Genomic DNA, 13,245 nt, shown 5'->3' with positions numbered 1-13,245 from the left:
TATCAAATAAAACTTGAAAGCCTAGTAGAGTGAGTACCACTCAATACCATTCGGATAAGATCCCCCCGCCTGTGGCGACCCCCTTAAAAAGGGGGTAAAGGAGGAAAATAGCCCCCCTTTTTAAGGCGTGGTGTATACACAAGTCAAATTACCCCCCTTAATCCCCCCTTGCAAAGGGGGGAAACAAGAAAATCTAGTTCCCTCCCCTTTGCAAGGGGAGGGTTAGGGTGGGGTAATTCGAGAACTGGTAGTGATTCGATAACTTGTGTACACAAATTTCTAGTCATTTTATTTGAGAACTCGGAACACCGAGCTTTGAACACGGAACGCCGAGCTTTTAACTCGGAACGCCGAGCTTTTAACTCGGAAGGCCAAGCTTTGAACACGGAAGGACAAGCTCTGAACTCGGAACGCCAAGCTTTTAACTCGGAAGGACAAGCTCTGAACTCGGAACGCCAAGCTCTGAACTCGAAAGGACAAGCTCTGAACTCGGAAGGCCGAGCTTTGAGAATTCCTGAACAGGCGAAGAGTTCGGTTAAATAAGGATTTTGGATGAAGAATGAAAATTTTACCGCTTCACACTTCATTCTTCATTCAAACTTCCACAACAGACGCAGCAAAAATATTGTTAAGAAATCTATGACTATAGCTACAACCACGAGCGAAGATCACAGTGCAGGACACGAAGAACATCCAGACTTAAGAGTTTGGGGACTTTTGACATTCCTCGCCTCTGAATCCCTGATGTTTGGAGGATTTTTTGCCACTTATTTGTTTTTCCGAAGTACTACAGCCGTTTGGCCTCCCGAAGGAAGTGAAGTAGAACTACTGGTGCCGACAATTAACACCATTATTCTGGTGTCTAGTAGTTTCGTGATTCACTTCGGAGATACGGCGATTAAAAAGAATAACGTCAAGGGAATGCAACTGTGGTATTCAATTACTGCACTCATGGGGGCAATTTTCTTAGGTGGTCAGGTTTATGAGTACTCGACTTTAGGATACGGTCTGACTACCAATGTCTTCGCCAACTGCTTTTATATCATGACTGGGTTCCACGGTTTGCACGTTTTTATCGGACTGTTATTGATATTACGTGTATTGTGGCGATCGCGTCTTCCCGGTGAATATTCTGCAACCAATCATACTTTCATCGAAATGACAGAAATTTACTGGCACTTCGTAGACATTATCTGGATTGTTTTATTTACTCTAGTGTACGTTCTCACTTTGTTTTAAATTGGGCATTGGGCATTAGTTATTCTCGCTCACTTCCAACACAGTTCGGTTAAGATCCCCCCGCCTGCGGCGACCCCCTTAAAAAGGGGGTAAAAGAGATGATATTAGCCCCCCTTTTTAAGGGGGGTTGGGGGGATCTTCGGGGGCAAAGTCTGACTAACCAAACCGTATTGCGCTCATCCCTTGTCTCCCTCATCTCCTCCACTCTCCAATAAATTATGCAACTTGATACAAACAAATTCTCATGGTTCCAGGTTCCAAATGACATCAAAAATCTATTAATTTTAGCTGCACAAAACTGGGAAAACACATCAGAATCAGAAAAATATATTCAACAAGCTTTAGCCCAAACTGGTGAAAATACAGATGTCTTAGTAGCAGCATATAGATTTTTCTATTATAAAAATAATTATTCTCTTGCACTACAAACAACAGTTAAATTATTAGATAAAATTAAAGAAATAGAAAAACTGCCCGATGACTGGGAGCAACTTAAGCCTATATTAGTCAATCGCAAAGAAGACCCACAAATTCGATTGTACTTAAATGCTTATGCTGCTTCGGGATTAGTGCTAGCAAAGTTAGGAGCGATAGAGCAAGCAAAAGAAATCAGCACCAAAGTCAAAGAGATAGACGAAAAGAATGATTTTGGATCTGGAATTCTTCTGGATATTTTGACACGTCCAGCCGAAGAAGATGATTAATTAGTCAACAATCAACAATCAACCATCAAGGTGAACAATCATGAACAATTGGTTATCTACTACGTCATACTCCTCTTACTCCCTCTTGGGAACTGCGAGTAATAGTAACTCCATCTTTCCTGTTATTACTATACCTACGAAACTTCCTGGAGGGAATCTTCCTAATATCTCTCCGATCATTGTCATTCAATCTTCTGGGCTATCAATTTAAAAGTTATGAAAGGTAGGGATTGGCTGCTAACGGGGGATGGTCAGTATCAAGCCTGTAAATCTGTGAGAGCATGGGATTTATTGAGAGAAAATTACCGCCTTTATCGATTTTTAACTGAGGTGGAAGATGTTCTCAATAGTGTGGATGATCAAGCCAGTCTTCTATCAGAAATGCGAATGTTAGTAAGGCGTTTAATAGTAAATTCCTACTGGGTGCAAAGTCAATATTTAGAGCATTCACCCAAAACGGGAACCTCTGTTTTACTCCTATACGATGAATTGGGTTTTCCGTTGACTGTGCAAACAGTAACATTTGCACCGGGAACCCAATCAACCATTCATAATCATGGGACGTGGGGAATAGTGGCAATGTTAAAAGGTCAGGAAAAAAATACTTTTTGGCGACGCACCCATAGCCCAGATTTTCAAGACAAAATTGAACAGACGGGAGAAGTAACTCTATTTCCAGGAGACATTATTAGCTTCGCTCCCGATGCAATTCACAGTGTAGAAGCAGTAGGTGATGAACCAACTGTAACTTTTAACGTTTATGGCGAAACTGATCCAAATGAGAGATTTGAGTTTGACTCAGTTACCCATAAGGCTAGGAATTTTTAATTAGGAATCGTCAGGATTAATTTCATCGATTTGTAATTGGTGCTTTAACACTAAAGCACCAATTACAAACAATTAAGTAATTAGGAGAGAGTTAAATGGCAAGAGTAATTTTCTATAGCAAACCAAGCTGTAAAGGTGGTACTAAGCAAAAAGTTTTGCTCACGGCTGCCGGTCATGAGGTGATACCATACAACCTGCTAACAGAACCTTGGACAGTTGAGCGGTTGCGTTCATTTTTTGGCGATCGCTCTGTAGCCGAATGGTTTAATCGTTCCGCCCCCAAGGTAAAATCTGGTGAGGTAGTTCCTGAAAAAATTGATGCAGAAACCGCTTTGGTGCTGATGTTGAGAGAACCACTATTAATTCGCCGTCCTTTATTAGAAGTAGGCGACCGCCGCGAGGTAGGATTTGATGTAGAAAAGATTGATGCTTGGATTGGCTTAAAGCCTGTAGATGAGTCCTTGCGAGAAATCAGCGAAAATCTGATGAAAGAGAATTTACAAGGCTGCTCCCACGGTGATGATCATAGTCATCATCACAATCCGCAAAGTGGCTCTAATGATGGTCACAATTAAGCCCAAATAAAGCCCAAACTAGCTTTATAAGCAGCAAATACGTCACGCTTGAAGGTCAACCAGTCAATTACTGCATTAAGTATAAAATTTCTGGCTTGCCCACCGTGGGGTTCTAGTAGCAACCGCTACTTTTGATCTCGTTGACAAAAGTTTGTGGTTGATTGGCTTTTTTTGTTGATTACTTTGTCCTGGTGTCACAGACTCGATTGCGAGATTGATGGTATTTTATTTTTGCACAAACTCCTTTATCCCAATCGCTATACAAGCTATGACACTCAATTTATATTTACTGCGACATGGAGAAACTACTTTTAGTCAAAGTGGTAATTTCTGCGGTGAAACTGATGCGGAGTTGACAACAGAGGGTATGCAGATGGCATCTGGTTTTGCCGATGTTTATCAAAGCTTGTTGTGGGAGGCAGTTTATGTTAGCCCGATGAAGCGCACAATTGCAACTGCCAAGCCATTTTGTGATGCTATCGGTATGGATATGCAGTTGCGTGACGGGCTTAGAGAAGGTAGTTACGGCGAATGGGAAAGGAAGAGTAAATTGTTTGCCCAAGAGAATTACGCAGAAAACTATGTAAAATGGTTGACAGAACCCGCTTGGAATGCACCACTAGGTGGGGAAACTGCGGTAGATATTGCTAACCGTTCTATGCCTGTAATTGCTGAAATTCAAGAAAAACATCGCCAAGGTAATGTTTTAGTAGTTTCCCATAAAGCTACGATTCGGATTATGCTTTGCAGTCTACTGGGGATTGATTTGGGTCGCTATCGCTATCGGGTGAATATTTTGGTCGCGTCGGTAAGTATGGTTAAATTTGACGTTAATGGTCCAATGCTCGAAATATTAGGCGATCGCCATCATATACCCGATCGTATTCGCTCTCGCCCGGGAACATAATAGTCCCTTAAACAAAAACCGAAGACCAACACAAAGAAAAGGCGGGCTGCGCCTACGCACGCCGATTACACTTTTTTGCGGATTCAAATATTTGAATCCGCAAAAACTTAAATATCAGTATTGCTAAAGATAATCCTGATTTACGAGGAAAAGGCGGATGCTGGGGCATAGTCAACCATATAGGCGAATTCAGTTGTACAGTCACAATGTGGAATGGACAATACACCGTGAAAATCGACCACCTGAAGCCACTCAATTACCTAGAGTCGGAATGTCAGCAGATGCAGCAGATTAGCGATCGCATTAACAGACTACGTAATTATGAGAATTTAGAAGAAGCTGCCCGTGCTGTGCTGAAGCATTTGGGGGAACTGAAGCGACCGTATTTGACGGCTGTGGAAGAGAAACTGTTGAGTGTGATTGAGAAAGAGTACGGTATTGGGGAGTGAAACTACCAGCAACGAATTTCTAACCAGTTTTTTAAAATCATTACGGCAGCTTGGTCAAGGATATTTATTATACTGATAAATATTAGTGTCACTTGATGACAATACTTCTTTTTCTCATAAAAAAATTGTAAAGATAAGCAGCAGAAATGAACCAAAGCCACCAAAATCTTAGCAGAAAAACATCATAGCTTAGTTTAGGTGTTCTGAAATCAGTCAAGCTCTGTTTCAAACCAGTAATAAACAAAGTATAAATTGTAAAAATCCCAACAATTGGCAAAATTGATAACACAAGTATTCCGAAATCTCGAATAACTAATAAACTAAATTTTGGTAATCTTAACCATTGTGGTGAATTTGACCATAAAAACTTGAGTAGAAATGAATACGCTCCTGCCAAAATTGAAAACCAAATGAGAGCTAATAACAATGCACCGACAGAAACAATAAAGAAAAAAAGTAGACCGCCACCGCCATTACCTGTAATAACTAGAAGACCCCCTACTAAGGAATAACGCCAAAATTCAAATGCAAAAATTACAGTTGCGCCAAAGTACGCTGGTATTGCTAATATCATAGCCATTATCCACGATTGTGGATTAGGTAGCCAAACAGGAAACCAACTTGTTTTGTTCATAACTTCAATACTATTTATAAATTTTGGATATAATATTACAGCACTTCCGGCAGCTATGAGGTACATCCTCAAATCTGAAAGCTTTGATAGGAGAGGGCAAGGAGAAAAACTGTATTGCATAATAGCCGGAAGCGCTGTAACGCTGGTTTCTAGCTAGTTCTTAGAATAACGATAATAAACGATGTATATTACATTGTCGCTACGGATATATACTTATAAAATACTGATAATTCCGATGATGCATACACCTGCTGAGAGGGATCGTGCTACCCAGAACAACCAACTAAGCTAAGATGCAGTTGTACCGTGAGACTACAGCACCAGGACAACGCTTAGGTGGACGGCAGGCTTCGAGTTTGAAGTGAACGATCTAGAAATATATTGAATTCAGTAATGCCAAAATTTTAGGGGTGGTTTCGTAACCACCCCTTTTTCCCCTCATATTTAGAATTTAGTTGCAGATCCCTTAATGGGAAGTTAATTTACTCAGAAATATTAATCGAATTTTCAACTTGAGAATTAGCCAATGTTGGTGCAGAGAAAATACGCGAGTACAGACTTGATGGTTGATGATGAGCAACAATTGGTAGAACTTGGCGAGCATGGGCGGCTAATTCCACTGCTTTCACATCATAAGTCTGCGTTGCCAGCTTGGGATAAAACCCGATTCCGATGATAGGAAGCAGCAAACAAGCGGTAATAAATATTTCGCGGGGTTTGACATCAGATACTACAGCATCCAAGTGCAACCCTTGACTTTGCTCACCGTAGAACACTTGACGCAGCATCGACAGTAAATAAATCGGTGTCAAAATCACGCCAACGGCTGACAGTAGCACGACTACAACTTTAAAGCTGGAACTATAAACATCACTGGTGGCGATACCGAGAAACACCATCAACTCACCCACAAAGCCACTCATTCCTGGTAAGGCGAGAGAAGCCATTGAGCCAACGGTAAATAGAGCAAAGGTTTTGGGCATTACTTTCGCCATGCCGCCCATTTTATCCATCATCAAAGTGTGGGTGCGATCGTAAGTCACGCCAGAGAGGAAGAACAAGGTAGCAGCAATCAAGCCGTGGGAAACCATCTGTAGCACTGCACCGCTAATGCCCAGTTCTGTATAAGAGGCAATTCCAATCAGCACAAACCCCATGTGGGCAATTGAAGAGTAAGCCAAGCGCCGCTTGAGATTGGTTTGAGCGAAGGCACAGCAAGCACCGTAGACAATGTTAACCACACCCAAAATCGCCAATACTGGGGCAAAAGTCACATGGGCATTGGGCAACATTTCCACATTGAAGCGGATGAGAGCATAACCACCCATTTTTAACAACACACCAGCCAAAATCATCGAACCGGGTGCTGATGCTTCACCATGAGCATCAGGTAGCCAAGTGTGTAAAGGGAAAATCGGTAACTTCACACCGAAGGCAATCAAGAAACCTGCATAAACCAACAATTCCAAGGTTTTGGGGTATTCTTTCATTCCCAGAGATGCCATATCGAAGGTGACAGTATCTCCAGAGAATGCCATTGCAAAACCGGCAATCAAGATAAATATTGATGCAGCAGCAGTGTAAAGAATGAACTTGGTAGCTGCATAACGGCGGTTTTGTCCTCCCCAGATGGAAATCAGCAGGTAAACCGGCACTAACTCGATTTCCCACATTAGGAAGAACAACAGCAAATCCTGGGCGACGAATACGCCAAGTTGAGCGCTGTACATCGCTAACATCAGACCATAAAATAATCGCGGCTTGGTGGTAACTTTCCAAGCCGCGAATATTGCGAGGGTATTTATTAAGCCTGTCAGAAGCAGTAAGGGCATCGATAATCCATCAACCCCCACAGCCCAATGCAAACCCAACTGAGGTATCCAAGGATAGTTTTCTACAAGTTGGAGTGTTGAACTCTGGAAGTCGTATTTATACCAAAAGGCATAAATCATCAGTGCAAAATCGGCGATCGCAACTCCCAGACCATACCAGCGGACAGTTTTGCCTTCTTTGTCTGGGATTAAAGGAATGGCTAAGGCAGCCACCAAGGGTAAGAGGATTATGGCTGTTAGCCAGGGAAATTCAATAGCATTTATCATTGCTGACAATCAATTTGCTTTTTCACTTTTAATTACATTATATTAAGGAATTTATAGTTTTGTAAATTTTATTTACTTCTAAAAATAAAATTTATTTTACTAATAGAAATAAATACTCATAAGATTTTGCCGTTTCAATTCTAAATTATTAATTATTTCTACCAATTCTCAAAAAAAAGCCCCGGCTTGTGACGGGGCGAATACGTGCTATTTTCATTTATAGAACAATTGTACTACTAAAATTGTGCTAAAAACAAAACATAAGATCGGTAAAGTCTTGGTTGGTTTAGCTAAGTAGTTTTTCCCCTTTTAGCATTCGCGCCGCAGCTTCGAGTAAAGCTTCTTCGAGATAAGGCTTGGTAAAGTAGCCACTAGCACCGAGTTGAGCTGCAATTTGTCTGTGCTTATCTGCACCCCGCGAGGTGAGCATAGCGATCGGTAGGTGGTTGAGGTTAGAGTCTTTCTGGATGCGAGAGAGTAACTCCAGACCATCGCACCGGGGCATTTCGATGTCGCAGAATACGATATCACAAGGTAGACCGGAACGAAGTTTATCCCAAGCTTCCTGGCCGTCACGCGCTTGTTCTACACGATAACCTGCCTTATTGAACGTTAGGGAGAGCAATTCTCTAACTGTAATTGAGTCATCGACAATCAACACAGTCGGGTCAATCTTCGCAGGCGAGGTATCTGGGGGAGTAGCTTTCTGTTGCCAAGAATTGCCACCAAGTTGTGTAGAAATCCGTCCCTGGAAGATGTCAATTATTTCTAACACGTCAGCAATAGGCATAATCCGACCATCACCCAGAACTGTAGCACCAGCTACACCAATGGGTTTAGGCGCTGGCCCTTCAAATTGCTTAATTACAATTTCTTGTTCGCTCAACACCAGGTCAATCTGTAGAGCAATCATTGTATTTGCCGATCGCACCACAACCACAGAAACCATATCATCATCTCTAGTGCCGCCATAGACATTACCACGACTGATCTGGCGATTGAAGGTTAAAAGTTCCTTCAAAGGTCGGAATGGCAGCACTGTATCGCGCCAGGAAATAAATGACTGCCCATTGGCATCGTGCTGGATATTTTTGACTGGTATATCTAGCGTATCTTCTACACCGTCCATCGGGAAGGCAATTCTAGCTCGATCAGAGACACAGCAGAGAGCTTTACAAATACTCAGAGTCAGTGGCAAACGAATAGTGAAGGTGGTTCCCTTGCCGAGGGTAGAATCGGTGTTAACTGTTCCCCGAATTTCGCTAATTTCGGAGCGCACTACGTCCATACCCACACCACGACCAGAAATTTCATCTGCCTGGTCTTTGATCGTAAAACCAGACTGGAACAGCAGATCGTAGACTTCCAGACGAGACATAGCTTTTGCTTGCGCTTCTGTAATCATGCCAACCTTCACCGCCTTAGCCTTAACTCTTGCTGAATCGATACCTGCGCCATCATCACCTACGGAAATGATAGTTTGGTTCCCTTGGTGGAAGGCACGGATGGTAATGATTCCCACAGGGGGTTTACCAGCAGCTTGTCTCTCTTCTGGCGTTTCAATACCGTGAGCGATCGCATTATTCAGCATGTGAGTCAACGGATCGGTAAGATGATCCAAAATCATCTTGTCAATTAAGGTATCACCACCTTCGATCACCAACTCCACTTGTTTGCCACACTTGATGGCGTTGTCGCGCACTCCTCGCCGCCAGCGATCAATAGTTTGGGCAAAATGCACCATTCTAGCTCTTGTTAGTCCCTCTTGGAGCTGGGTAGTTACTTGGCGGAACTGCCTTGCGACTCGCTCGGTTTCTTCAGTAACAAAGTCAATGTCACTAGCCGATTCCCGTATCCTGACAATCCGCTCAATCATCTGCTGGGACAGTGTATGGAAGGGAGTAAAGCGATCCATTTCTAGCTCACTAAAACCCCTGTCGGCATTAAAATCAGGCACTTGAAAGCCGGAGTCTTTCTTTTTGCGTCCAGCTAACAGAGAAGCTTCCAATAGCGATCGCTCATACAACTCCTGCATCCTCGCCCCTACATCTGAGAGTTGTTGCACTTGAATCAGCAAGTTATCTAGTGACTGGCGCAGTCGTTCATTATCCTGCTCTAATGTATTGCGATTTACCACCAACTCCCCAATTAAATTACTCATATCGTCCAGTTGCTTAACTGGAACCTTCATCGTTTCTTCAAATCTCGTAACCCTACGAGTAGAGGGGCGTTGAGTTTTGCTAGTGTTCGATTTTACTACTGGTGAATGGGATATTGTTTGATCTGCTTCTGCTAGCAACTTCTCCAAATCACCAAATTCATCTTCGATAACTGGTGATGGAATGGAATTTTTAGCTAAGGCTGGTTGAGTATTGAAGGGCTGGCGTTGGCGTAGCCCGTCGTAGACATCGCTAGATATAGTAGCCGCCTCGTCGTTATCTGTGCCTAGCAATTCCTCCAAGGCAGCAAAATCTACTTCTGGTATTGAGGCTTTGGGAATTGATGCTACTTCTTCTTTTAGTAATGCTTCCAAGTCGGCAAATTCATCTTCTGGAGCAACTATTTCAATAGTTTCTATCATTGCTAATTCTTCAGTCTGGGCAACAATAGCATTTTCTTCCTCTGATACTGGGGCAGATTCAGATATTTCTCCTATATCCCACAAATCAGTTTCTACATCTTCCTGAATAACAGTTTGTGTAAACTCATGGACGACTTGGGAGTCGATTGTTGTCGGTTCTTCTCCTGATTCTTCCTGGTTTGCTGCTTCTATTAGAGAAGTTTCTGTAAACAATAAATCATTCACAAAATCCAGTTCTGTACTTTCAAAAACTGTGTTTTCTGTGAAATCAAAGTCAGTTTCTAAGTTATTATTCTCCTCAATATCTAAAACTTCTGAGCTTGTTGGAGGTGATGCTGAAGTTTCCTTAAAACTGATATCTAGAGTAGTTTCTGTAGCCGATAGATTATCCGTGGTATCCAGATAAATATCTGTGGCTACATCTTCAAACAGCAGTTGCGAATCCTCATCGGTGTTTTCATCGAAAGAGCCAAAGGGATTAAGTTCCGGCTCCACGAATGTTTTTGGAGAATCAACAGCAAATATCTCTGGCGGCTGATTGGTAAATTCTGGAATAAAATCTAAAGCTTCTGGTTGTTGCGATCGGCTGTGAATTTCCTCCCCTGGATGCTGCGCGAACAACGACGTTTCAGATGTGGAAGGCTGTACGTTATCGTTGATTGCTGGAGAAATAATTGAGTTGCTCGGTGCTAACTCCTCAAATAAATCATCTCTAGAATCTGATGAAAACATCAAATCTAGTTGCTCTTGAGGCTGGAAATTAAGATCAAAATCTTCTTCTATATCAAAACTGGTTATAGGAGCAGGTATGGGCTGCTGACTGTCAGCAAAAATGTCATCAGCAGTCGCAGTAAATAAACTTTCCTCTAATGCCCTTTCCAGATTCTGCTCAATTAAGGAATCGAATTCCTCCTGTTGTTCCCCTGTGGCTTCCTGATTCCAGAAGTTGCTCAGATCATCTTCTGATTCAGAAAACTCAGGTGCAGTTGCCAGGGATGTATCAAATAAATCACCGATTTCTGACTCGCTTGTAGGCAGTAGTTTCTGTTCTTCTATTTCAGCTTCAGCGAACAGACTGTCGAAAGATGAGCCTGTTTGCTGAGGTAATTCTATGTAGTCACTTGGGGTAATTTCTTCTACCCAATTTTTATTTTCTGTTTCTAAGAATAACTTATCAAAACTATTTTCTTGCTTGGGAGATAGTTCTACATTAGCGATCGCTGCGCCAACGTCTTCTCTTCGAGACGCTGCGCGAACGGCGATCGCTTCTGTTTCTGGTTGAGTCACTTCGCCTGTAGGCAATAGTTGATTGTCATCTAATGCCAGTGCCAATAAATCTTCAACTACATCGTTTTTGTTGACACTCTCCTCAACAGGCTGCTTCATGTCACTAGAACTTTCCGTAAATTCTTGTAAAATTTCGGCAGGAGAAGAGTCTAAATTTATATTAAATATGTTGATATCGCTTAACTCTAGAGTCTTAGCAGATATTTGTTGATTTTGCGGTTCTGAATTTTCCTTTTCTAGGAAGTTGTCGCCAAATAACAGAGATAAATCTTCTTTCGTGGCTGTGGTTGTTGTGTGCAGATCGTTACTTATGTCGTCATCAAATGAGAGTAAATCAGATAAATCGCCATCAGCATCTTCAGTATCACTGCTGCCGAAATAAATTCCAAAATCATCGGTGGCAACAATATCTAAAGTTTCTTCTTGATGCCAGCTTTCATCTAATTCGGGACTCTCACCTGCAAATAAATCAGCAAGGGTATTTAGCTCAGATATTCCTACCTCTGGGCCATTGTGGTCAAGATTGCTACTAATTGGATGTACTTCGTCATGGGCACTAACTGTAAAGTTAGTCTGAGTTGTAGCGTTTATTGATGTTTCTTGTAACTCAAGAAAGGGGCGATCGTTGGCGACATTGGCGTAGCCAGACGCTTGTGAACTTGCTAACGCTGCGCGATCGCTAGTATTCTCGTCTAGATCAAGTTTTTCGGTTGCCTGGGCTAGATTGGTTATAACTAACTGCTCTGACGCAGTTGATGGTTCTGTCAAAGCCGTAGGCTGTTCGTCAAACAAATTAGGAGTAATTAATAACTCAATTTCTGCAAAGCTCAAAAGTGCTTCGAGTTGCTGACTAATTGCAATTTCGGCTTCCCTATCTTGTAGGACTAATTCTTGAGCTTGCTTGATTTCAGTAATTACAATTTTAGCTAAAGTAAGATAAGTATTTTCGGGATTGCCGATCGCACTGGCTGCTGCTTGACACAAACCGCACCACTTGGGCAAATTCCAAGTTTCACCAAGTCTAACTAACTGGTAACAGCATTGCTGAAGGTTTTGCCGATCTGAGGGTGTTGTTGTTTGCTTAAACAGTTGCAACATTTCCCGTAGTCTTTGCAGCACCTGGGCTTGAAACTCGCCCCAATTATTGTCTCTGGCGGTGACTGGCGATAGCGGAGCGTCTAGCGCAGCTAAACCGTTTCCGCGATCGCCACGCACTTCCTGGGATGCTGCGGCAATAGATTCCTGATGGGTGTCTTCTGCCAAACGGGGAATATCTCGCCGCAGGAAAATTTCTGTAAGTGTGGAGACATTCTCTACAGAGGTTGTGTGTAGTTCTGTTGCAGATCCACTATTACCTTGTTCTACAAGTAGTTCCAGATGTTGATTCAGCCATTGAAAAACCGGCTCAGTTTCTGACATCAAAGTATTAGCTGCATCTTCGGAAAGACCATAAGGCCCGCTCAAATGCTCTAACAGCACTTTCAGGGTATCAGATACACCGAGAAATAAAGACTCTAACTTTTGATCAACCTGAACCGGATGATCTTTGAGAACTTTGAAAGAATCCTCCAGACGGTGGGAGGTATGCTGGATGCTAGTCAATCCAAGCATCGCCGCTCCTCCTTTGATGGAGTGAGCCGCCCGGAAGACTTCACTGATCATTTCCGGGTCGTTCAAGGTACCTTCTAAATTCAGCAATCCCTGCTCAATGGTATTCAGGTGATCCCTGGCTTCTTCGATAAAGTAACCCAAAATCCGCTGTTGTTGTTCCGGCAGCATAGCAAAAGTTATGAGTTATGAGTTATGAGTTATGAGTTGTGAGTTATGAGTTATGAGTTATGAGTTGTAATTTTTATTTCTAACTCCTTACTGCTAACTCCTAACTTTTTTGCAAGTTATGAGTTGTGAGTTGTGAGTTATGATTTTTATTCCTAACTCCTCA

At 42.3% G+C, this 13,245-nt stretch carries 10 protein-coding genes; 7 read left to right on the top strand and 3 right to left on the bottom strand.

The window, feature by feature from the left end; translation table 11 throughout:
* Positions 1-315 precede the first annotated feature (315 nt).
* From F8S12_RS30545 to F8S12_RS30515, 7 genes are all read left to right on the top strand, one after another.
* A complete protein-coding gene (locus F8S12_RS30545) occupies positions 316-543 on the top strand; it encodes a hypothetical protein (RefSeq protein ID WP_196519990.1) in 228 nt (75 codons plus the stop codon).
* A gap of 96 nt (positions 544-639) precedes the next feature.
* The gene (locus tag F8S12_RS30540) at positions 640-1,239 is read left to right on the top strand and encodes a cytochrome c oxidase subunit 3 (RefSeq protein ID WP_196519989.1); all 600 of its coding nucleotides are present in this window, start codon (positions 640-642) and stop codon (positions 1,237-1,239) included.
* Between the two features lie 218 nt (positions 1,240-1,457).
* Positions 1,458-1,943, top strand: a complete 486-nt coding sequence (locus F8S12_RS30535; protein ID WP_196519988.1) for a hypothetical protein — start codon at positions 1,458-1,460, stop codon at positions 1,941-1,943.
* Positions 1,944-2,159: 216 nt separating this feature from the next.
* Positions 2,160-2,771: a cupin gene (locus F8S12_RS30530; RefSeq protein ID WP_196519987.1), complete on the top strand. Its 612-nt coding sequence runs from the start codon at positions 2,160-2,162 to the stop codon at positions 2,769-2,771.
* A 95-nt stretch (positions 2,772-2,866) separates the two neighbouring features.
* On the top strand, positions 2,867-3,346 hold the full coding sequence (locus tag F8S12_RS30525; protein WP_196519986.1) for an ArsC/Spx/MgsR family protein: 480 nt from the start codon (positions 2,867-2,869) through the stop codon (positions 3,344-3,346).
* 268 nt (positions 3,347-3,614) lie between these two features.
* Positions 3,615-4,253 carry a histidine phosphatase family protein gene (locus tag F8S12_RS30520; protein WP_196519985.1) on the top strand — a complete coding sequence of 213 codons (639 nt, stop codon included), beginning with the start codon at positions 3,615-3,617 and terminating at the stop codon, positions 4,251-4,253.
* Between the two features lie 206 nt (positions 4,254-4,459).
* Positions 4,460-4,702 carry a hypothetical protein gene (locus F8S12_RS30515; RefSeq protein ID WP_196519984.1) on the top strand — a complete coding sequence of 81 codons (243 nt, stop codon included), beginning with the start codon at positions 4,460-4,462 and terminating at the stop codon, positions 4,700-4,702.
* Between the two features lie 88 nt (positions 4,703-4,790).
* Here the strand turns inward: F8S12_RS30515 and F8S12_RS30510 are convergent, their stop codons facing one another.
* The 3 genes from F8S12_RS30510 to F8S12_RS30500 form a co-directional block, all read right to left on the bottom strand.
* On the bottom strand, positions 4,791-5,402 hold the full coding sequence (locus F8S12_RS30510) for a hypothetical protein (protein ID WP_230968377.1): 612 nt from the start codon (positions 5,400-5,402) through the stop codon (positions 4,791-4,793).
* Positions 5,403-5,818: 416 nt separating this feature from the next.
* Complete coding sequence (locus F8S12_RS30505) at positions 5,819-7,432, bottom strand: NAD(P)H-quinone oxidoreductase subunit 4 (RefSeq protein ID WP_196520011.1); 1,614 nt, start codon at positions 7,430-7,432, stop codon at positions 5,819-5,821.
* 289 nt (positions 7,433-7,721) lie between these two features.
* Positions 7,722-13,082 carry a hybrid sensor histidine kinase/response regulator gene (locus tag F8S12_RS30500; RefSeq protein WP_196519983.1) on the bottom strand — a complete coding sequence of 1,787 codons (5,361 nt, stop codon included), beginning with the start codon at positions 13,080-13,082 and terminating at the stop codon, positions 7,722-7,724.
* Between the last annotated feature and the right edge of the window lie 163 nt (positions 13,083-13,245).

Source organism: Nostoc sp. WHI (genome assembly GCF_015714725.1).
Lineage (GTDB): Bacteria > Cyanobacteriota > Cyanobacteriia > Cyanobacteriales > Nostocaceae > Nostoc.
This window is presented reverse-complemented; position numbering and strand designations above follow the sequence as displayed.

Excerpts from the sequence above, each read along its gene's own strand:
- F8S12_RS30525 (WP_196519986.1), top strand. The coding sequence starts at position 2,867 with ATGGCAAGAGTAATTTTCTATAGCAAACCAAGCTGTAAAGGTGGTACT.
- F8S12_RS30510 (WP_230968377.1), bottom strand. The coding sequence starts at position 5,402 with ATGTACCTCATAGCTGCCGGAAGTGCTGTAATATTATATCCAAAATTT.
- F8S12_RS30540 (WP_196519989.1), top strand. The coding sequence starts at position 640 with ATGACTATAGCTACAACCACGAGCGAAGATCACAGTGCAGGACACGAA.
- F8S12_RS30520 (WP_196519985.1), top strand. The coding sequence starts at position 3,615 with ATGACACTCAATTTATATTTACTGCGACATGGAGAAACTACTTTTAGT.
- F8S12_RS30515 (WP_196519984.1), top strand. The coding sequence starts at position 4,460 with ATGTGGAATGGACAATACACCGTGAAAATCGACCACCTGAAGCCACTC.
- F8S12_RS30500 (WP_196519983.1), bottom strand. The coding sequence starts at position 13,082 with ATGCTGCCGGAACAACAACAGCGGATTTTGGGTTACTTTATCGAAGAA.
- F8S12_RS30530 (WP_196519987.1), top strand. The coding sequence starts at position 2,160 with ATGAAAGGTAGGGATTGGCTGCTAACGGGGGATGGTCAGTATCAAGCC.
- F8S12_RS30535 (WP_196519988.1), top strand. The coding sequence starts at position 1,458 with ATGCAACTTGATACAAACAAATTCTCATGGTTCCAGGTTCCAAATGAC.